21 protein-coding genes and 1 pseudogene are annotated in these 19,948 nt (G+C 72.7%); 13 read left to right on the top strand and 9 right to left on the bottom strand.

Annotated elements, in window-relative coordinates:
- Positions 1-7: 7 nt before the first annotated feature.
- From O7610_RS13955 to O7610_RS13945, 3 genes are all read right to left on the bottom strand, one after another.
- Entirely contained in the window at positions 8-478 is a 471-nt protein-coding gene (locus O7610_RS13955) for a globin (protein WP_281551169.1), read from the bottom strand.
- Positions 479-546: 68 nt separating this feature from the next.
- Entirely contained in the window at positions 547-1,980 is a 1,434-nt protein-coding gene (locus O7610_RS13950; protein WP_281551168.1) for an MFS transporter, read from the bottom strand.
- A gap of 266 nt (positions 1,981-2,246) precedes the next feature.
- On the bottom strand, positions 2,247-3,332 hold the full coding sequence (locus tag O7610_RS13945) for a mechanosensitive ion channel family protein (protein WP_502959093.1): 1,086 nt from the start codon (positions 3,330-3,332) through the stop codon (positions 2,247-2,249).
- 267 nt (positions 3,333-3,599) lie between these two features.
- Here O7610_RS13945 and O7610_RS13940 point away from each other — a divergent pair, with 267 nt between their 5' ends.
- Positions 3,600-4,133, top strand: coding sequence for an HNH endonuclease (locus O7610_RS13940; RefSeq protein WP_281551167.1), 534 nt, complete (start codon positions 3,600-3,602; stop codon positions 4,131-4,133).
- Positions 4,134-4,196: 63 nt separating this feature from the next.
- Here the strand turns inward: O7610_RS13940 and O7610_RS13935 are convergent, their stop codons facing one another.
- Together O7610_RS13935 and O7610_RS13930 are read right to left on the bottom strand one after the other, a co-directional pair.
- On the bottom strand, positions 4,197-5,024 hold the full coding sequence (locus O7610_RS13935) for a class F sortase (protein WP_289213455.1): 828 nt from the start codon (positions 5,022-5,024) through the stop codon (positions 4,197-4,199).
- A 225-nt stretch (positions 5,025-5,249) separates the two neighbouring features.
- On the bottom strand, positions 5,250-5,777 hold the full coding sequence (locus tag O7610_RS13930) for a hypothetical protein (protein WP_281551165.1): 528 nt from the start codon (positions 5,775-5,777) through the stop codon (positions 5,250-5,252).
- A 215-nt stretch (positions 5,778-5,992) separates the two neighbouring features.
- Here O7610_RS13930 and O7610_RS13925 point away from each other — a divergent pair, with 215 nt between their 5' ends.
- The 3 genes from O7610_RS13925 to O7610_RS13915 are packed head-to-tail and all read left to right on the top strand — an operon-like array spanning position 5,993 to position 8,230.
- Positions 5,993-7,501 (top strand): amidase, encoded by a 1,509-nt coding sequence (locus O7610_RS13925; protein WP_289213454.1) that lies wholly within the window; start codon positions 5,993-5,995, stop codon positions 7,499-7,501.
- 26 nt (positions 7,502-7,527) lie between these two features.
- Positions 7,528-7,824: an aa3-type cytochrome oxidase subunit CtaJ gene (ctaJ, locus tag O7610_RS13920; RefSeq protein WP_502959092.1), complete on the top strand. Its 297-nt coding sequence runs from the start codon at positions 7,528-7,530 to the stop codon at positions 7,822-7,824.
- The gene (locus tag O7610_RS13915) at positions 7,811-8,230 is read left to right on the top strand and encodes a DUF5130 family protein (RefSeq protein ID WP_278170924.1); all 420 of its coding nucleotides are present in this window, start codon (positions 7,811-7,813) and stop codon (positions 8,228-8,230) included. Before ctaJ ends, O7610_RS13915 begins: the two co-directional genes overlap by 14 nt.
- 41 nt (positions 8,231-8,271) lie before the next feature.
- On the opposite strand, the gene O7610_RS13910 is transcribed toward O7610_RS13915, so the two are convergent.
- A complete protein-coding gene (locus O7610_RS13910) occupies positions 8,272-9,306 on the bottom strand; it encodes an NAD(P)-dependent alcohol dehydrogenase (protein WP_281551163.1) in 1,035 nt (344 codons plus the stop codon).
- 613 nt (positions 9,307-9,919) lie between these two features.
- Here O7610_RS13910 and O7610_RS13905 point away from each other — a divergent pair.
- The 3 genes from O7610_RS13905 to O7610_RS13895 all read left to right on the top strand — a co-directional run bounded on the left by O7610_RS13905 (position 9,920) and on the right by O7610_RS13895 (position 10,590).
- On the top strand, positions 9,920-10,060 hold the full coding sequence (locus tag O7610_RS13905) for a hypothetical protein (protein WP_281551162.1): 141 nt from the start codon (positions 9,920-9,922) through the stop codon (positions 10,058-10,060).
- Positions 10,045-10,338 (top strand): hypothetical protein, encoded by a 294-nt coding sequence (locus O7610_RS13900; protein WP_281567292.1) that lies wholly within the window; start codon positions 10,045-10,047, stop codon positions 10,336-10,338. Before O7610_RS13905 ends, O7610_RS13900 begins: the two co-directional genes overlap by 16 nt.
- Before the next feature lie 75 nt (positions 10,339-10,413).
- Complete coding sequence (locus O7610_RS13895) at positions 10,414-10,590, top strand: hypothetical protein (RefSeq protein WP_281551160.1); 177 nt, start codon at positions 10,414-10,416, stop codon at positions 10,588-10,590.
- A gap of 103 nt (positions 10,591-10,693) precedes the next feature.
- Here O7610_RS13895 and pepN read toward each other — a convergent pair whose 3' ends face one another.
- On the bottom strand, positions 10,694-13,246 hold the full coding sequence (gene pepN, locus O7610_RS13890; RefSeq protein WP_281551159.1) for an aminopeptidase N: 2,553 nt from the start codon (positions 13,244-13,246) through the stop codon (positions 10,694-10,696).
- A 221-nt stretch (positions 13,247-13,467) separates the two neighbouring features.
- Between pepN and O7610_RS13885 the strand changes: the two genes are divergently transcribed.
- The 4 genes from O7610_RS13885 to O7610_RS13870 all read left to right on the top strand — a co-directional run bounded on the left by O7610_RS13885 (position 13,468) and on the right by O7610_RS13870 (position 16,392).
- Positions 13,468-14,094 (top strand): DsbA family protein, encoded by a 627-nt coding sequence (locus O7610_RS13885; protein WP_281551158.1) that lies wholly within the window; start codon positions 13,468-13,470, stop codon positions 14,092-14,094.
- A gap of 150 nt (positions 14,095-14,244) precedes the next feature.
- Positions 14,245-14,481 carry a hypothetical protein gene (locus tag O7610_RS13880; RefSeq protein ID WP_281551157.1) on the top strand — a complete coding sequence of 79 codons (237 nt, stop codon included), beginning with the start codon at positions 14,245-14,247 and terminating at the stop codon, positions 14,479-14,481.
- 159 nt (positions 14,482-14,640) lie between these two features.
- Positions 14,641-15,840, top strand: a complete 1,200-nt coding sequence (locus O7610_RS13875; RefSeq protein WP_281551156.1) for a DUF1015 family protein — start codon at positions 14,641-14,643, stop codon at positions 15,838-15,840.
- Positions 15,841-15,924: 84 nt separating this feature from the next.
- Complete coding sequence (locus O7610_RS13870; protein WP_281551155.1) at positions 15,925-16,392, top strand: ribose-5-phosphate isomerase; 468 nt, start codon at positions 15,925-15,927, stop codon at positions 16,390-16,392.
- Positions 16,393-16,452: 60 nt separating this feature from the next.
- Here the strand turns inward: O7610_RS13870 and O7610_RS13865 are convergent, their stop codons facing one another.
- Both O7610_RS13865 and O7610_RS13860 read right to left on the bottom strand, forming a co-directional pair.
- Entirely contained in the window at positions 16,453-16,920 is a 468-nt protein-coding gene (locus O7610_RS13865; RefSeq protein ID WP_281551154.1) for a hypothetical protein, read from the bottom strand.
- 23 nt (positions 16,921-16,943) lie between these two features.
- Positions 16,944-18,185: a GNAT family N-acetyltransferase gene (locus tag O7610_RS13860; RefSeq protein ID WP_281551153.1), complete on the bottom strand. Its 1,242-nt coding sequence runs from the start codon at positions 18,183-18,185 to the stop codon at positions 16,944-16,946.
- Positions 18,186-18,299: 114 nt separating this feature from the next.
- Here O7610_RS13860 and O7610_RS13855 point away from each other — a divergent pair, with 114 nt between their 5' ends.
- Positions 18,300-18,926, top strand: a complete 627-nt coding sequence (locus O7610_RS13855) for a hypothetical protein (protein WP_281551152.1) — start codon at positions 18,300-18,302, stop codon at positions 18,924-18,926.
- Positions 18,927-19,016: 90 nt separating this feature from the next.
- Positions 19,017-19,883 (top strand): annotated as a pseudogene (locus tag O7610_RS13850) (phosphatase PAP2 family protein); the annotation flags it as partial.
- Positions 19,884-19,948: the final 65 nt, after the last annotated feature.

The following is a 19,948-nucleotide window of genomic DNA, read 5'->3' as shown; positions in this document are numbered from 1 at the left end:
CGGCCGGTCAGCCGCTGGCCAGGTCGCGCCGGGGCGGTTCGGTCGGGTCCATCTCGTTGACCATGAAGTAGGCGGCCCGCTCCAGGTAGTCCCAGAGCATCCCGGCGAGCTCCGGATGCAGGTCCAGCCGGTCGACCGCCCGCCGCATGTGGGTCAACCAGGCGTCCCGCTCCGCCGGACCGATCCGGAACGGTGCGTGCCGCATCCGCAGCCGGGGGTGCCCACGCTGCTCGGAGTACGTGCCGGGGCCACCCCAGTACTGCATCAGGAACAGGGTCAGTCGTTCCGCAGCCGGCCCCAGATCCTGCTCCGGGTACATCGGGCGGAGCAGCGGATCGGTGGCGACACCGGCGTAGAACTCGTCAACGAGCCGGCGGAAGGCAGGCTCGCCGCCGATGGCGGCGAAGAAGGTCGGGGTGGGACCGCCGGCTGCGGGCGTCGCGCCGGCCGGGCCGTTGGCAGGATCTGACGCTGTCACCACTCCATCCTGCCAGCCGGTGCGCAACCGGCCGGTGCCCGGTGCCCGGTGCGGTGTACCAGCGTCGCTCAGGCGCTGCCGACCTCGTCGGACTGCTGCGCGTCACGGGCCTGCGGTACGGGGCTGCCGTTGCTGGCCGCCGGGTTGGCGGCGGGGCCGGTGGCGGAAGTATCCGGCGTGCCAGCGGTCGCTGTGCCGGGTCTACCGCCGGTCGAGGCACCGGGGGCGGCTGCGACGGCGGCGATCGCCGCGTCGAAGCGCTCCTCGGCCGGCCACCGCAGCAGCGCCAGGGAGATCACCACCGCGCCGGTGAGGCTCCACAACCCGACCACGGTCGGGATGTCGAACCGGTCGGCGAGCAGACCGGTGACCAGCACCGCAGCTCCCTGGCCGACCTGGATGCCGGTAGCGATCACGCCGAACGCGCGGGCCCGGTAACCATGCGGTAACGCCTGGACGAACAGCCCGTTGGTCACCGGCAGTAGGCCGGCCACCGCGAAGCCGCAGACCCCGGCGAGGATCGCCACCACCGGCGGCGAGGGGTCGAGCAGGGTGGGGACCAGCGCCAGCGGAGCGATCACCGCGAACGGTCGGATCAGTCTGCGCCGACGCCCCGGACGGACCAGCCGGCCGATCAGCAGGCCGCCGACGATGTAGCCGGTCGGGCTCGCCGCCATGATCATCGCCTGGGCGAGACCCCGCTCGGAGTCGGAAACCCCCGGCTCGGCCGCCCAGGCGGCGGCCAACCCCTCCGGCACGATGGCGAACAGCGGGACCGTCCAGACCAGGATCGCAATGGCCCGCAGCACGTCGGTACGCCACACCAACTGGAAGCCCTCGGCGGTTTCGCGGAGCAGATGCTGGCGGCGGTCCGGGGCGGTGGCCGCCGGACGGGCCCGGACCCCGAGCCGGATCACCAGGGCCGAGACGGCGAAGGTGGTGGCATTCAACAGCAACGCAGCCCGTGGGTTGACGGAGGCGATCGCCGCGCCGGCGACGTAGCCGCCGACCTGGGCGAGCTGGCCGGTACTGGCGATCAGCGACAGCCCCACGATCAGCCGGTCACCGGTCAGCACGGTCGGCATCAGCGCGGACCGGGCGGCCTGGTTCGGCGGATTCGCCAGTGTGGTGCAGAACAGCAGGCTGATCATCGCCCAGACCGGCAGGCCGGGGGTGGCGACCACGGCGATCAGGGCCATCCGGATCAGATCGGTGGTCATCATCACCCGGTGGTACGGGTGCCGCTCGGCGACCGTGGTGAGCAGCGGACCACCGATCAACCAGGGCAGGAAGCTGACCGCGAAGGCGGCGGCCGACAGGGCCACCGACTCCGTCTCCCGGTAGACCAGGACGGTGACCGCTGCCTTCGCGATGTAGTCGCCGATCCAGGACAGCGCCACCGAGACGAAGAGAAAGCGGAACTCATCCGCCGCGAACACCTCGCGGAAGGTCGCCGGACTCCCGGCGGTTTGTGCCTCGTCGGACACGGACGGCGCCTCCATCGTTCTCGGCGGCACCCGCTCGTGGCGGGTACTACCGGGGAACGTCCCGGACGTACGGCTGAGCGAAGTGGTGGTGACACTCCGATGACACTCGTCCCGGATCATGCCCGATCGGGTGACATCTGGCTAGTGTGAACGGCTAGTTTGTCGTCACTCCGACTAAACATTCGGATGACAACCAGTTCGCCATACGGTGCATAGCCCCTGCTAGTCGGCCGAGGCGGGCGCGTCGTCCCGGCACTCGGACGCGTCGTCCCGGTGACCGGTCAAGTCGTTCCGCCCTGGCCGGGCTCCTCCTGCCCACCTCCCGACCCACGGGCGACGAACATCCGCCCGGCCACGATCTGTGCCGAGATCCCGGAGGTGTGCAGTGCCGCGGCCAGTTGACGGCGCAACTCGCGGCCCACCACGAACTGCCCCTCGGCGGTGGTCTTGGCGACCGTACGGATCACCGCGCCGTCGACCGTGACCTGCTCGACGCCGAGCACGTCCGGCGGCTCCACGAAGTGGCCGGCCATCTTCCCATCGGCGGCCACCCCAAGGGCGGCGGTACGCAGCACCGCAGCGGCCTGCTCGGTGTCGGCGAAGCCGACCGGCATGTCGACCACCACCATGGCCCAGCCCTGGCTCTTGTTGCCGACCCGGATGATCTCCCCGTTGCGGATGTACCAGAGCACGCCCCGGGCGTCCCGGACCGTGGTGATCCGCAGACCCACCGCCTCGACCACGCCGGTCGCCTCGCCAAGGTCGACAATGTCGCCGACGCCGTACTGATCCTCCAGCAGCATGAACAGCCCGGCGAGCAGGTCCTTCACCAGCGTCTGCGCCCCGAAACCCAGCGCGATGCCGGCGATGCCGGCGCTGGCCAGCAGCGGGGCCAGGTTGAAGCTCAGCTCACCCAGCACCAGCAGTACGGCGATCCCGAACACGGTCGCGCTCACCGTGCTGCGCAGCACCGAGCCGATCGCCTCGGCGCGTTGCCGCCGCCGTTCCGGCATCACCACCGGCCCGGCCGGCGGGGTCCGTTCCCGCAACGGCCGCAGGATGGTCGGCCCGGCGACCGTCGAGGTACTGGTCACCAGCCGGCGGATGGCCCGGTGCAGCAGGTACCGCAGTACCACCGCGACCGCGATGATCAGCACGATCCGCAGGGGTTTGACCAGCAGCCAGAAGCTCCCCTCCGCCAGCCACGGCAGCCCGGTCCAGTCGAGCACCTGACTGCAGACCGGGTCGTCGTCGGGGCACACCGGGCTCACCGAGGGCTGCGGCTCCGGTTGAGCCCACTGGTACGGCGGGTCGGTCGCCGGGTCGGGAGGCTCGGGGTCAGCGGGGGCGGGCGATCGTGCGGTCACCGTCAATTCGTACCGTACCGCCCTGCCCGGTCGGCGGCCGACCCGCACTGTCGGCCTGACCAGGTGGAACACCACAGCGACCGGCCATCGGCCGAACGCCCGAGGGGTCAGGCCCGAATAGTACGTGCATTCGGGTCATCAATCGGGGACTATTGGCGCACGGGCGCTGGCGATTCGCCAGCGCCGGTCGCGGTCCGACCTTCGGTCCGCGTCGAGTCGCAGTCGGCACTAGGAGCGGGTGGGAACACAACCGAGAGGGTGAGCGGGATGCCTGACATACGACCCACGGTGGGCTCCGGTTCGTTGGTGCTCAACGCGACGTATGAGCCGCTGTGTGTCGTATCCGTACGCCGGGCCGCGATCCTGGTCCTGTCCGCCAAGGCGGTCTGCGTCGCCGACGGCGAGGGCATGCTGCACAGCGCCCGGCACTGCCTGCCGGTGCCGTCGGTGGTACGGCTCACCCGCTACGTACGGGTGCCCTACCGGACCCACGTCGGACTTTCCCGCCGGGCCATCTTCGCCCGCGACGGCTGGCGGTGCGCGTACTGCCGGGGTCCGGCGGAGACCATCGACCATGTCTTTCCCCGCAGCCGTGGTGGCCGGCACATCTGGGAGAACGTCGTCGCCGCCTGCGCCCGCTGCAACCACAGCAAGGGCGACCGGACCCCGGCCGAGCTGGGGTGGCGGCTGCCATCCCCGCCGGCCGCCCCGAAGGGCACCGCCTGGCGGGTGCTCGGGCACCGTGCGCCGGATCCGCGCTGGGCCGACTGGCTCGACCTGTCGTCCGAAGCCGTCGCCTGAGCCGGTGCGGGCCGGCTCAGGCCGCTGTTGGCGGCTGCGGGCCGGTACGGGCGGCTGCGCAGGTCAGCCGTTCTGGGTGCCGACCAGTGACGCGAAGACGACGACGTTGTCCGCGTACCCGGTGGCGCCGCCGACCCACTGACCACCGCAGGTGATCAGACGCAGCCCCGGGTGGCTGAAGTCGTCGTACACCCGGTCCGCCGGCAGCGACGACTTGTCGAACTGCTCGACCGAGGTGACCTCGAACAGCGCCACTGACCGGTCCATCCGGCGGACCTGGATCTGCGCGCCCGGGTGCAGCGTGGCGGCCCGGTGGAACACCGACGGCCCGGTACTGGTGTCGACGTGGCCGACGATGACCGCCGAGCCGTTCTCGCCCGGCGTCGGGCTCGCCACGTACCAGCCGGCCTCGTTGTGCCGGTTCAGCTCGGGCACCGCGATCGTGCCGTCCTCAGCCAGCCCGACATCGTGCACGGCGGCCTGCAGGTTCAGTGCCGGGATGGCGAGGCTGACCGGGTCGCTGGCGCCCAGCGGCGGGTGCGTCTCGGGCGTCGCGCGGTGTGCTCCGGGCAGCCACTGCCCGAGCGGGGTGCCGGTCACCCGTTCGAAGCCGAACCCGGCGACAAAGACGCCTGCCACGATCAGCACCAGCGCGACCGGGCTCCACCGCGACGGCACGTCCGGTCGTCCCCGGTAGCCGCCCAGCGCGGCCCGCCGGTCGGCAGCCGAGGGCACCCGGCGTCGACCCGGACGCAGCGACCCGAATCCGGGCCAGCCCCGCCGCCGGGGTGAGCCGTGCGGTGGACGACGGCCGGCGGCGGATCCGTAGCCGCCGCCGCGTCCGGCGGCACCCGGCACCGCCGCCACCCCGCGCAGCGGGGCACGGGCCACCCCTCGGACGGTGCCGGGGATCGCCGGATGCGCGCCCGGCTGATCCGCCGCACCGTCCGTCCGCTCATCCGGTGCTGTCGGCCTCGGCTGACCGTAGGTCGACACCCGGGGTGCCACCGTGTGCGCCGTGGTACCGGCCGCCGTGACCTGGGTCAGGAACGGGAGCAGCCAGCCCCCCGGACGGCCGCCGGCCGGTGTGGGACGGACCACCTGCCTGCCCGCTGGTCACGCGCCGGAGTCGGCGCGTCGGCGGCGCATCGCGAGCAGCCCGATCCCGGCACCCAGCCCGATCGCGGCGATGCCGCCGACCAGCAAGGCCGAGCCGCCGGAACCGGTGCTGGCCGACGCGGTGCCGCCGCCACCGGCGTCCGGCCCCCGGGTCGGGTGGGCGGTGCCGGTCACGGTCAGGGTGGTCGTCGCCGTGTTTCCGTTCTGACACTGCAGGTCGACCGGGTAGCGCCCAGGCCGCTTGCTGCTGGGCACGGTCACCTGACCGGTCAGCACGTCCTGGTCCGGCATCACGATCACCCGGCCGAACGCGTCCGACTCGACCGTCGCCTGGCTGGTGTTGTCGTCGCCGCAGCTGGCCCGGACGGTCACCCGGCCACCGGCCTGCACGGTGCTCGGATCGGCCTCCACGTAGGTGCTGCCCGCATGCGCCGGCGACGCGTCGACCCCGGCCGCCACCGTGCCGATCAGCACGGCGGCGGCGAGCCCGGCCAGCGTCCGGACCGGATTGCTCACTCTGCGCATGATCTCCCCCCGACTGTGCCCCGGCCGGCCGTGTCTGCCCCGTCGCCGCTGCGGCCGGCCCGGCCGTGCCGGCACCGTCGGCGCGACCGGTGTGCCGCACCGACGTTCGGAGCCTGCTGGCCCGACTTCCCGTCCCGGCGCCGGCTATGCCTCCCACCTCCGGGTGATCCCGCACCGGGATGACGCGTCAACGGGTGACCTGCCAGGATCGGTCAATGTCGCAGATCCATGATCTGACCGCGTTGGAGCAGGCCGCCGCGATCCGCCGGGGCGAGTTGAGTGGCATTGAGATCGTCGAGCACTACCTGGCCCGGATCGACGCCCACTCGGACACGGTGGGGGCGTTCGTCACGGTCACCGCGGAGCACGCCCGGGAACAGGCCCTCGCCCTCGGCCGGGTCGCGCCCGGCATCCGGTCCCGGCAGCACCCCGGCCCGCTGTACGGCGTACCGGTGGCGATCAAGGACCTCACCCTCACCGCCGGGGTCCGGACCACCTTCGGCTCGGCGGCGTTCGCCGACTACGTGCCGAGCGTCGACGCGGACGTGGTCCGCCTGCTGCGTGCCGCCGGCACCGTCAGCCTCGGCAAGACCACCGCCGCCGAGCTGGGCTGTTCGCTCTACACCGAAGGGGAGGTGGCGCCGCCGGCGCGTAACCCGTGGGACCTGGCATGCACCGCCGGCGGCTCCAGCGGGGGAGCGGCGGCGGCGGTGGCCGCCGGGCTGGTGCCGTTCGCGCAGGGCTCGGACGGCGGCGGTTCGTGCCGAATCCCGGCCGCCCTCTGCGGTTTGGTCGGCTACAAGCCCACCCGGGGGGTCGTCTCCGGCGGCCCGCTCGGTGCCGGCGGGTTCGGTCTGCCCAGCCACGGACCGATCGCCCGGACCGTCGCCGACGCTGCCGCGATGCTCGACGCGATCGCGGTGCCGGTGCCCGGTGAGCCGTACCTGGCACCGCCACCGCCGCCCGGCGGCTATCTGGCGGCGGCCCGTCGCGCGGACCCCGGCCGGCTGCGGATCGGCCGGTTCACCACCCCGATGCTCGCCGACGAACCGGTGCATCCGGACTGCCTGGCAGCGGTGGACACGGCGGCCGCGCTGCTCGCCGACGCCGGCCACGAGGTGGTCGACGTCCCGGCGCCGCTCGGCCCGGACCTGTGGCCGCTGTTCGAGACCGTCTGGTACGTGCTCGCGCTGGCCCCGGTGCCACCGGAACGAGAGGCGCGGCTGCTGCCGTTGACCCGGCTGCTACGCCGCCGGGGCAACGCGATCAGCGCCGCGACGCTGGTCGCCACCCTGGCCGAGCTGCAGGTCCAGGTACGCCGGGCGATGCACGCGGTGGTCGGGCTGGACCTGCTGCTGTGCCCGACGTTGAGCGCTCCGCAGGCCCCGGTCGGCTGGTTCACCGAAACGGGTGACCCGGCCGAGGACTTCGACCGGCAGCGGCGCTTCTCGCCGTACTGTGCGGTGTTCAACGTCACTGGGCAACCGTCGGTGTCCGTCCCGGTGGCGCAGAGTACGGCCGGGCAGCCGGTGGGGGTTCTGCTGACCGGCCGCGGTGGCGCGGACGCCACCGTGCTGGCCGCGGCCGCTCAGCTGGAGGAGCGGACCGGCTGGCCCGGTCGGCACCCGGAGATCTGGCGGGCCGGGCCCTCCGCTACCGTGAAGGCGTCTGAGCCGGAACGGGCTGGCGGTGTGGCCAGGTCCACCACTCCAGACATCCGCTGAGTCCCTTGAACCGATGCCGGGGGGCGTTGAGATTGTCTGTTACCAACACGGTGCTCTTCTTCGTCGTGATCCCGGCGGTCATCGTGCTCGTGGTGGCCGGTCTGGCGATGATCGGCGGGCGTGGCGGCGCGGACCGCCGCTACCGGCCCGGCCGGCAGTTCGACTTCAGCCCGGTCTGGTACGTCTCGTCAGGCGACCGGTCGACCGGGACCCCGGCGGCGGCGCTGCCGGCCGGCACCGAGCCGACGGCGATCGAGTCGACCAACCTCGGCGGCGGGCAGCCGCGTCCGGGCGCGACGGGAGGCGCAAGTGACCGTTGGTGAGCAGGCCCACGAGCAGTCCAGCGAGTCCACCCGGACGAGCGCTACCCTGCCGGGGCCGTTCGGCACCCGGCAGCTGCTCCGGCTCGACGAGGCGTTGCGGCTGGCCGACTCGGCCACCGGACTGGCGTTCAGCATCTACGTCGGCGAGCTGGAGGAGCCGACCCGGGAGTACGCGGTGACGCTGCACCGGCAGCTCACCGACCCGGACGACGCGGTGCTCATCGCCGTGTCGCCGAATCAGCGGGTGCTGGAGGTCGTTACCGGCGCCGAGGCCCGTAAGCGGATCCCGGACCGGGACGCGAAGCTCGCCGCGCTGTCCATGGTGGCGTCTTTCGGCGGCGGTGACCTCGCCGGCGGCCTGGTCAGCGGGATCGACCAGCTGGCGTCCCGGGCCGGCCGCGCCTGACGGACCCGGCCTTACCGGATCTCCCAGTCACCGTCGCCTGGTCAGGGGACCAGCACGGCGCGGCCGTGGATCTTCCCGTCCCGCAACTGCTGGTACGCCTGCACCGCCTCGGCCAGCGGGAAGGTCTGCACCTCGGCGCGGAGCAGACCCTGGCGACCGAGGGCGATCACCTCGGACAGCTCGGCGAGGGTGCCCCAGAACGGGATGACCGCGCTGGTCTCCATCGGCACCGGCGGCGGGCCTTCGACGGTCGCCGCGATCCGCAGCGTGCCGCCGCCCAGGCCGACCATCGTCAGGTGACCGCCGGTGGACACCACCTGCCGGGCGGTGTCCAGGGTGGCGTCCACGCAGACGAAGTCGAGCACCACGTCGGCGCCGTCCGGGGCCGGGCCGGTGAGCTCACGGATCTGGTCGACCGCCGCCGGACCGGCCTGCACGGTGTGGTGTGCGCCCATCCGTTTGGCCAGCCGCAGCGCGGCGTCGCTGGTGTCCACCGCGATGATCGTGACGGCGGTGGTCACCGCCAGGATCTGCACCGCCATGTGGCCGAGGCCGCCGACACCGATCACCACCGCGTGGGTGCCGGGCCGCAGCGCGTCCCGGCTGAGGGAGATCGCGTGGTACGGGGTGAGCCCAGCGTCGGTCAGTGGTGCCGCCTGCACCGGATCCAGCCCGTGCAGCGGCAGCAGCCGGTCCGCCGGCACCACCACGTGGTCGGCGAGCCCGCCGTCGCGGCTGATGCCGACCCCGCCGACCGTTACGGTGCGGCACTGGTTCTCCAGCCCGCGCAGGCAGGCCCGGCAGCGCCCGCAGCCGATGATCCCGTACACCGCCGCGGTGTCCCCTTCGGCCCATCCGGTGACCCCCGGACCGAGCTGGGCGACCCGGCCGGCGATCTCGTGGCCGATTGTCATCGGGGTCGGGAAGACCCCGGCGGGCGCGTCGAGGATGTGCAGGTCCGAGTGACAGGCGCCGACCGCCGCCGTGGCCAGCAGGATCTCGCCGGGGCCGGGCTCCGGTGTCGGCACGTCGACGAGTTCGAGGGTGCCGGGCGCGGTGAGTTGGATGGCACGCATGCCCTCAGCGTCGGCCAGGTTCGCGCTTCGCGTCCGCCGAACCGCCCCGGATCACCCACTGCGGCTGAGCCGCCGCACGCGGAGGTACGGCCGGCAGCCAGCGACGCGCTCGGGCTTGCTTCGGGGGACCCGATGGCCTTCCGGGGACGTGATGCCGCAGGTGCATCTTGATGCATCTCTGGCATCAAGCTCGACCGGTACTCCCGGCCCGGCGGGGTGACACTGCGTCCAAGCTTCCTCGCTTCTGGTTGGTCGCCGCTGCATGCAGCCCGGCCCACGTCCGGCCGGGCACGCCACGTTACATCGACAGGGCTCGGTTCCGGATCGGCGGACCCCTTTCGGGAAGTCCTCCAGGAGTGTTGACCTTGGTGGGAGTCGTGTTGGCGGCGCTGGGTGGGTGGTGTGTCGGCTTCTTCACGTTCCGGTTGAAGCAGCGGTGGTGTCCGAGGTGCGGGCAGATCTTGCGGTGTCCGGAGTGCGCACCTCGGCATTCGATGCGGTTCAGCCCGACCGGGCCGTCCAGTCTGACTGGTGCGGTCGGTGCCGGTTCGGCTGCCGCTGTGGGTCGGGCGGCGGTGGATGCTACCCGGGTCAACCGGGGCCGGTGGTCGCGGTGATGGAACAACTGCGGGAGCTGGGCGGGTGCGGTTGTCAAGTGGTCGAGCGGATGACCGGGGCGGCGTTCGACCTGCCCGACGTCACGGCGACGGAGTTGTTCGACCGGTTCCTGGTGTGGACGTGGCGGCCATGCTGACCGTACGGGCCGCCACGGCCGCCGACGTCGAACCCCTGGCCGAGTTGTTGGCGCAGTCGTGTGTGCTGGATCCGGTGGTGTCCTGGCTGATCAATGATCACGCGCTGCGGTATCTGACGATGCACCGGTTCTTCTCCGCCGAGGTGGAGTTCGGCGTCCGGCATGGCATCGTCGACGTCGTCGGCCACTGCGACGCCGGTGGCGATCTGGTATCCGCACCCGTTCGACCGGCTGCTCGGTGCGGAGCATCAGCGGCGCAGATTGCGGGCCTGCGGTGACCGGCACGGCCCGTACGCGCACTACACGCTCACCTCCGGCCGCCTGGAAGCGACTGGCCGGCACCACCATCTGGCATGCCGGCGGTGGTAGAGGCGAGCAGCCCACGCTCCCAGGCCTTCTACCTGCGCCACGGCTACCGGATCGTACGGGTCGCGCACCTGCCGGCCGGCGGCCCGCCGCTGTGGGCGATGCGCCGGGGCGGCGCACCACCAGACCAGCCACCCATGGCCGCCGCCCTGCGCGTCGGCTGAGCCGGGGGACCGGAGAGCCGCGTCGAGGTTAGGCTGAGACACCTTGAATCTGCGTCTTAGGGTGTCTCAGCCTCACCTCGATGGCGGCTGGCGCGGGAGTCACTCAGCGGGCGGCGGCCGTGTCGGTGGCCCGTGCGGTCAACGCCCGGACCACCCCGTCGCGGCCCTCAGCGACCAGCCGGCGCAGCGGAGCCGGGTGACCGTCGCCGGCCAGCCATTCGTCCGTTGCCGCGACGGTCTCCTCGGAGACCAGGTACGCCGGGTATGCGAGCGTGACGAACTCCTGCGCCGGCTCGCTGTCCCGGGTGGCCCAGATCCGGCCCACCACGTCGAAGTACGCCGTCCGGTACGGCTCGGTCAGCTCCACCTGCGTCGAGTGCTGGAAGCCTTGCAGCAACGCCCGGTGCTGCCAGTTCGGCAGGCTGTCCGGCCCGGTCAGCTTGGCCCAGACGGCGGCCTTGTTGGCCGGGTCCGGCAGCAGGGCGCGGGCCAGCGCCGCCTCCCGCTCACCGCTGGCGGTCCGGTCCCGGGCCAGCTCCGCGTCGATCTGCTCGCCGGTGGCGGCACCGTTGGCGGCCAGCGACTGCAGCACCGTCCAGCGCAGCTCGGTGTCGATGGTCAGCCCCGGCACCACGTCTGCCCCGTCGAGCCAGCCACGCAGCACCGCCAGGTCGCCGTCGGAGCGGGCCGCCGTGGCGTAGCTGCGCGCCCAGGCCAGCTGGAAGCCGCTGCCGGGCTCCGCCGCCTGCAGCGCGGTCCGGGCGGTACGGGCCAGGTCGGCCCAGCCCTGCGCCGCCCAGCCCGGCTCGGCGTAGAACGTCAGGGTGTTGGTGGCCTGCCGCAGGGTCGCGGTCACCAGGTTGATGTCGGTCTCGTTGGGCAGCCCGGTGAGCACCAGGGCGACGTAGTCGCGTGCGGCGAGCTCCCCGTCCCGGACCATGTCCCAGGCCGCCGCCCAGCACAGCGCCCGCGCCAGCGACGACTCGAACGCGCTGATGTGCTGCACCACGTTGGCCATCGACGCCGGGTCGAGCCGTAGCTTGGTGTAGCTCAGGTCGTCGTCGTTGAGCAGCAGCACGTCGGCGGCGGGCAGCCCGGTCAGCCCGGTCAGCTCGGTGCGCTCACCGCTGATGTCGACCTCGACCCGGTGCCGGCGGACCAGCCGGCCGGCGGTCAGGTCGTAGAGGCCGACCCCGATCCGGTGGGTACGCAGCGTCGGGTGCCCGGCCGGTGCCTCCTGAAGCACCGTGACCTGCTGGTAGGTGCCGTCCGGGCCGACCGACAGCTCCGGCCGCAGCGTGTTGACCTGGGCGGTCTCCAACCACTGGGCGGCGAATTTGCGCAGCTCCCGGCCGGAGGCGGCCTCCAGCTCGGAGAGCAGGTCGTCGAAGGTGGCGTTGCCCCAGGCGTGCCGCTGGAAATAGGTGCGCAGACCGGCGAGGAAGGGCTCCAGACCGACGTACGCGACGAGCTGCTTGAGCACGCTGGCGCCCTTGGCGTACGTGATGCCGTCGAAGTTGACCTCGACCGCCTCCAGGTCCGGCATCTCGCAGTAGACCGGATGGGTGGAGGAGAGCTGGTCCTGCCGGTAGCCCCAGTTCTTGCGGACCGACAGGAAGGTGGTCCAGGCGTCGGTGAACCGGGTCGCCTCCGAGTTGCACCAGTGGCTGGCCCATTCGGCGAACGACTCGTTCAACCACAGGTCGTTCCACCAGCGCATGGTCACCAGGTTGCCGAACCACATGTGGGCAAGCTCGTGCAGCACGGTGTTGGCCCGCTGCTCGTACTCGAAATCGGTCACCTGGGAACGGAAGATGTAGTGCGCCTCGGCGTGGGTGACCGCGCCGAAGTTCTCCATCGCGCCGGCGTTGAAGTCCGGCACCCAGATCTGGTCGTACTTGGGCAGCGGGTAGCGGACCCCGAACTGGGCCTGGAAGAAGTCGAAACCCTGCGCGGTGATCAGGTGCAGGTCGTCGACGTCGAGGTGCTCGGCCATGCTGGCCCGGCAGAAGTAGCCCAGGTCGACGCCGTCGTGGCTGCGTCGCACCTCGTGGTACGGGCCGGCGCACAGCGCGGTGATGTAGGTGCTCATCCGCGCCGACTCGGCGAAGTGGACGGTCTTGGTGTCCGGCCCGGCCGGCTCCTCGGTGGCCACCGGCATGTTCGAGATGACCCGCCAGTGGGCCGGCACGACAGCGTGCCAGGTGTAGACGCTCTTCAGGTCGGGCTGGTCGAAGCAGGCGAACACCCGCTGCGCGTCCGCGGTCTCGAACTGGCTGTACAGGTACGTCTCGCCATCGACCGGGTCGACGCTGCGGTGCAGCCCCTGCCCGCTGGCCGAGTAGATGAACTCGGCCTCGACGACCAGCGTGTTCTCCGCGGCCAGGCCCGGTAGGGCCAGCCCGGACTCGGCCGACCAGCCGGACGGGTCGAGCCGCTGGCCGTTCAGCGTCGCCGAGTGCAGTTGGTCCGCCGCGACCTCGATGAACGTGCCTGCTCCAGGCTCGGTGCAGCGGAAGGTGACCGTTGTTGTCGAACGGAACACCCGGCTGTCCGCGGCGCTGCCGGCGCCGGACAGGTCGAGGTGGATGTCATACCCGGTCACGTCGAGCAGGCGGGCGCGTTCGGCCGCCTCGACCTGGGTCAGATTGCGCACTCCAGCCACCGTGTGCCTCCGTCCAATCGTTCAACCGCCGACGTCGACGTCGGCGGCGTCGGGGACAGCTGGGAATGACCCCGTTCGGCCAAGTCTTTCACGTCGTGGGGGCCTGGCGAGGCCGGCCCAGATCCTGGACTTGCTGGGTTGGGGCGCCGTCTGGCGAGGTGACCCGGACAATGGCGGCGGACAGCCGCCGGACAAAGAAGAAGGGGAGTCTGATGTCCGACCGTCAGACCGTGGACATGTACTTCGATCCGATGTGCCCGTGGGCCTGGATCACCTCGCGTTGGTTGTTGGAGGTCGAACAGGTCAGGCCGGTCGACGTCCGGTTCCGGGTGATGAGCCTGGCCGTCCTCAACGAGGGCCGTGACCTGCCGGAGAACTACCGCGACTTCCTCGACCGCGCCTGGGGGGCGGTCCGGGTCGCCGTCGCGGTCCAGCAGGACCTCGACGACGCTGCGGTACGGGCCCTCTACACCGCGCTGGGCAACCGGATCCACCTGGAGAAGCAGCCGACCGGACCCGAGCTCTACACCGCCGCGTTGACCGAGGCCGGGCTGGACCCGGCGCTGGCCGCCGCCGCCGACGATCCGGCCTGGGACGGCCCGCTGCGGGCCAGCCACGCCGCCGGGATGGCCCCGGTCGGGATGGACGTCGGTACGCCGGTGATCCACGCCCCGGGCCCGGAGGGTGCCGGCCCGGTCGCGTTCTTCGGCCCGGTGATCACCCCGGTACCGCGCGGGGATGCCGCCGGCCGGCTCTGGGACGGTGTGCTGCTGGTCGCCGGGACGCCGGGATTCTACGAGCTGAAGCGGTCCCGCGAGGTGGATCCCACGTTCGACTGACCAGTTCGTCGGTGTCGGTGACGAGTTCCATGTCGCCCGGCGTGTCGCTGCGCGGCGCACGTGACGCGTCCCAGGCCACGTCGTTGCCCAGGATGTTCACCCCGCCGGCCCGGCAGGAAACCGGGTCACACCGACGCATCGGAGGTCAACATGCTGGTCGACATCGACTCCGACTACTGGGATCTGCCCGTGCTGCGCGAGGCGATCGCGGCCCGGGTCTGGGGCGTGGCGAGTGACGGCAGCCGGCACCGGCGGGAACCGTCGGTCCACGACACGGAGCGGGTGCCGGTCGCCGTACCGTCGGGGCTGCCGGCGTCGACGGTCGGCGCGGTCCCGGCGGCCCGGACCGGCGGCGGCCGGCACCGGCGCCCGACTCCGGTCGGATGATCCGGTCCGGCCGGTCACTGCGGCCACCGCCGTCGACAGCGGCCCGGGCAACCGGGCCGCTGTCCGTCACGCTGGTCCGGCGACCGGGCTGTTGTCCATCCGGTGGAAACGGCCGATGTATCGGTCGTCACAGCGGACCCCGCCGGTAGCGTCCGCGCCATGACGGTCGTTCACCCGATTTCCCGCGCCTGGATCACCACCGGCGAGACCGGCGCGCAGAACTACGACGAGTTCGCCGACGACGCCGAGATCACCGCGATCATCGAGGCGAATCCCCGTAGCGCGCTGGCGGTGGAGATGCCGCACCGGGCGCCGGACAGCCTCGGCCGGTCGTTCCTCGACTGCCTGCCGGCGGCCGCCGGGCGGCTCGGTGAGGCCCGGGCCGACGGCAGCTACACGCCGGCCGAGCAGGTCGCCGTGCTCTACCGGATCACCGAGCCGGCCAGCGACGCGGCGGCGTACGGCCTGTTCGTGATGGTCGACACCGATCAGATCTCCACCAGCGCCGACGAACCGGGTCTGGTGATCCGCAACGAGGACGTGTTCATCGCCAAGGTCCGGGAGCGGGTCGCGCTCGCCGAAGCGGTCGGACATCTGCTGTCGCCGGTGCTGCTGCTGCAGACCGGGCGCGGCGACGAACTGCACGCCGCGCTCGCCGCAGCGACCGAGGCCGCCGGCGCGCCGGCCGCGACCGATCTGGACCAGGCCGGCCGAACCCACGCGATCTGGCCGGTCGGTCCGGGAGAGCTGCAGCAGCGGCTCTGCGCGCTGGCCGGCGGCGGTGAGCTGGTCGTCGCGGACGGCAACCATCGCAGTCTGGCCGCGCAGACCGGCGGCCTGTCCCGCTTCCTGGCCGTGGTCACCACCCCCGCGTCGGTGGCCATCCAGCCGTACAACCGGCTGGTCAGCGAGCTGACCCTGAGCCCGGACGAGACGCTGGCCGGGCTGACTGACGCCGGTGCGACGGTGACCGCGCTCGACGGTGCGCCGACGGTGCCGGCTTCCGGCGGCGCGGTGCGGCTCTACCTGGCCGGACGCGGCTACCAGGTCACCCTGCCGACCACCGACGGTGACCGGGTGGACAACCTCGACCACGCCCTGGTGGAGCGGGTGCTGCTGCGCGGTGTGCTCGGCCTCGACCCGGGCGACAAGCGGATCACGTACGTCGGCGGCGACTATCCGGCCAGTTGGCTGACCGGCGAGGTCGACGCCGGCCGGGCCGAGCTGGCTGTGCTGATCGCCCCGGTCACCGTCGACGACTTCGTCGCGGTGAACCTGGCCCGGCAGAAGCTGCCCCGCAAGAGCACCTGGTTCACCCCGAAGGCGCGCGGCGGTCTGGTGCTGGCCGAGATCAGCTGAGCCGTCGAGGGCCGGCAGATCCGGCCGGTGAGATCGGCTGACCCGGCTGTGCGGCCGACCGACCGGCGCTGAGAGACTGCCGGTATGCGCGTCTACCTGGCAGCCGACCACGCCGGCTACGAGCTCAAGGTGCATCTGGTCAACCACCTCGCCAAGCAGGGGTACGAGGTGACCGACGTCGGGCCGCACGAGTTCGACCCGGACGACGACTACCCGGCGTTCTGCCTGCACGCGGGAACCCGGGTGGTCGCCGACCCGGGCAGCCTCGGGGTGGTGATCGGCGGCTCCGGCAACGGCGAGCAGATCGCCGCCAACAAGGTTCCCGGGGTGCGGGCTGCGCTGGCCTGGAACCTGGAGACCGCGCAGCTGGCCCGCACCCACAACGACGCCAACGTCGTCGCGATCGGCGCCCGCCAGCACACCCTCGACGAGGCGACCACGCTGGTGGAGGCGTTCCTGGCCACCGGGTTCTCCGGCAACGACCGGCACGCCCGCCGCATCGCCCAGGTCGGCGCGTACGAGATCGACCGCAAGCTGCCAACGCTGCCCTGACCCCGTTGGTCCGCAGCGGCACCTCTCGGTGCCCGGTGGGTCACGTCGGGACCGGCCGGTTCACCGCTCCCGGCGGGGCAGTTCCTCCCGGGGCACCCAGTGCCGGCGGACGATGGTCAGCGTCTCGTCGGCCCTGGTGAGGTCGTCCTCGCTGGGGCGGGACGCGTCCCGCGCCCGCAGCGCCGCCGAGATGCTGACCTGTGAGGTGCCGGAACCGACCAGTCCACGCAGGCCACGGTCGGCGTCCCGGTCGTCGCCGCCGGACCCGCCACCGGCTGAACGGCCCGACGTCTGCCGGCGTTGACGGTGCGTCGGCGGTGGCTCCGGGACGCGCTGCGACGGCTCCGGAGTACGTGGCCCCGGTGACTGCGGGCGCGGCCCCGGTACGGGCCTGCCGTCCGGCTCCGGCGTACCGTCCTGCTCCGGGTCGTGTACCTCGGCGGTGCTGGCGTTGGCTGGTCCGCTGTCGGGACGTTCCGTGGGGGCGCCGTGCCGGTGCCGTCGCCTGCGCCGTTCGAAGTCCGCCATCCGCCGACCGTACCGCGACCGGCTCAGAAGATCTCGATGCCGGCGGGGGCACGGTCCCAGCCGAACGCGGTGTTGGCCTCGGCCACCGCACCGTGGCGCAGCTCGCGTACCCGACCGGCGTCGGCCAGCGACCGCAGCGACGGTCCGCCCAGGTACACCGCCGCCAGGTCGGCCACCCCGCAGGCGAGGTCCGCCGGCTCGTCGGTGGGTACGCAGCGGGCCTGTTCCCGGTCGCCGGTCAGCCGCCAGCGGCCGGAGTTCTCCGGCAGCAGCGGATCGGTGACGTCGACGACCACGTCGACCCCGGTGGCGTACCGGCGGGCGGACAGCGCCGCCGCGACGTCGACCAGCCGCACCCAGAGGCTGTCGGCGAGCGCGGCACCGAGTTGCCGGGGCTCGTCGACCAGCTGGAACAGCGGCTCGTCCAGCGCCGCGAACCGGAAGGAGAGCGCCCGGCTGAGGTCGATGCCGGTGAGGAACCGCCACAGGGCCCGGTATCCGTCGACGCTGCCGGCCACCGCCTCGATCACCCGTACCCGGCCCTTCGGCCCATGGGCGTCCCAGTCGCTCACCGTACGCCACAGGGCGTAGCCGTCCGGGCCGGTCGGACCGTCGTGCAGCACGACCCGCAGCGCGGTCTGCCCGGACTGGCGGGCCGGGCTGTCGGCCAGCACGTACCGCCACCACCGGCCGTCCCGGCCGGACCAGCCGGGACGGCCGGGACGCAGCCGCTCGTACACCGCTGCCAGGTCGGGCCGTAGCTGCCCAGGGTCGCCGACGCGCAGCGACCCGACGCCAGGGCCAGCGGACGGGTCAGCCGGATCGAGCACCCGGGTCTCCCGCAGGTCGACATCCAGTTCCAGCCGCTGCGCGGCCATTCCGTAGCCGTACCGTGGGTAGATGCGGCCCTCGCTGGCCCACAGCACCGCGACCGGTTCACCGCCGTCGCGTAGTTCGCGCAGCTGGCGGTGCATCAGCCGGGTCAGCAGCCCACGCCGCCGGTGGGTCGGGGCGACCGCGACCATGGTGACGTGGGCGGCGGCCAGCACCGCGCCGGGCACGGTCAGATCCCTGGTGTACGCCCCGGCGTGCCCGACCACCCGGTCACCGTCGGTGACCACCAGTGACCGGTCCGGCTCAAAGACGCCCTGCTCGACGTCGTGCAGCTCCGGGTCCGGGTTCTGGTGGAAGGCCGCCAGCAGCAGCTCCATCACGGGGTTGAAATCCTGCGGCACGCCGGCCCGGATCGGAAGCGGTGCATCCATCTGCTCTGTCTAGCCGATCGGTGGCGGGGTCGGCGACCCATTTGCCGGCTCGCTACTCTCGGATGTGAGCGTCTAAATGGTACGGGGGTCCGCCCGCACCCGTGGGGAGGAAACATGGCAGATCGGCATACACCCTGGGCCGAGCGGACCGTGGAGGTGCCGCCGCAGCGTACGGCTGCCGGTGCAGCGGGCGCGGACCAGCCGACGGCACCCGACGCGGACCAGCCGACGGCACCGGGTGTCGCCGGCCTTTTCCGGCGCGGGGTGGCGCAGGTCGGCCGGGGCGGGCCGCCCCCGACCGCCGAGTTCACCGCGCCGCACGAGCCGACCGGTACGGGCTGGCCGTCGGAGGTCGGGCCGGGCTGGTCGGACGGCCGGATCCGGCCGCCCCGGCCACCGCTGAGTCAGCAGCTCGCCCAGCTGCGTCGCGGTGGCGAGTGGAGCGTGCTGGGTGGCCTGTTCGCCTTCGTCTGTTGGGGGGTCTGGGCCATCTCCGCCCGGGGGAACCTGACCAGCCCGGTGCTGACCTTCGTGCTGACGATGCTGGTCGGGGCGGGTCTGTTCGCGCTGTGCCGGGTGATCGGCCGGGTGGTGCTGGAACGCCAGCTGGGTCGGGTCCGGCACGGTGCCCGTGCCTCGCACATGGTGACCGGGGCGTACCTGATCGCCGTCGGGTTCGCCTATCTGCGGCAGACCGAATGGGTGGTCAGCGTCTGGAACTGGTTCGCTGGCTGGTTCTGACGTCCTGAGATCCTGGACTCCTACGTTGTGACCGGGCGCGGGACGTTCTGACCGAGCGCGGGAGCCGGGCCGGGCGGCTACCGTGACGGCATGCGCAGTCGCGGCGCGGTTCTCCTGGGCGTCTGGTGCCTTCTGCTGGCCGCCGGCCAGACTGCGGCCTTCGGCGTGGTCTGGTGGGTCTTCGTGCGGACCTGGCGCGGCCAGTGGCTGGACACCATCGCGCTGACCGGCAACTCGATCGGCCAGGACGAGGCGTACGGGCCGGCGAGCACGGTGCTCGGTGTGGTCTCGGTGGCCTCGCTCGCCCTGGCCACCGGAGTGATCGGGTTCATCGCGCTGATCCGGGGCCGGGTCCTGCTGGCGGTGGTCGCCACCGGGGTGGTCGCCGGCTCCAACCTGACCACCCAGTGGGTGAAGTACGCCGTCGCCCGGCCGTCGTTCGGGGTCGACCCGGTCGACGCGAACTCGGCCAACAGCCTGCCCAGCGGGCACACCACGGTTGCCGCCTCGGTCGCGGTGGCGCTGGTCCTGGTGCTGCCGGCGGCACTGCGCGGCATCGGCGCCCTCGCCGGTGCCGGCTACGCGGCGGCCGCCGGGGTCGCCACCCTGTCCGCCGGCTGGCACCGGCCCAGCGACGCGGTGGCGGCGCTGCTGGTCGTCGGGGGGTGGGCGGCGGCCGGGATGCTCGCGCTCACGCTGGCCCGGTCGCCGGACGACGGGCTGCGCCCGAGCGAACACCACCCGATGTCGCTGGCGCTGCTGCTGCTCGCCGGGGTCGGACTGCTGGCGGCGGCCGGGGCCGCGATGGCGGTGACCGACCAGGTGGCCGGGCTGCCGCTGGAGGCGCTGAGCCGTCGGCGGCTGTTCGTGGCGTACGCGGGCAGCGCGGCGGGGATCGCCGGAACGGCAGCGGTTACCATGGCCCTGATGCTGGGGACGGCCGGCTACGCCGTACCGGCCCCCGGCCCCGGCGTCCGCCGGCCCGGATCCGGCGGGTGGGAACAAAACCGGTTGGGGTGGAA

This window comes from Solwaraspora sp. WMMA2065 (assembly GCF_030345075.1).
In the GTDB taxonomy this organism is placed as follows: Bacteria; Actinomycetota; Actinomycetes; order Mycobacteriales; family Micromonosporaceae; genus Micromonospora_E.
This window is presented reverse-complemented; position numbering and strand designations above follow the sequence as displayed.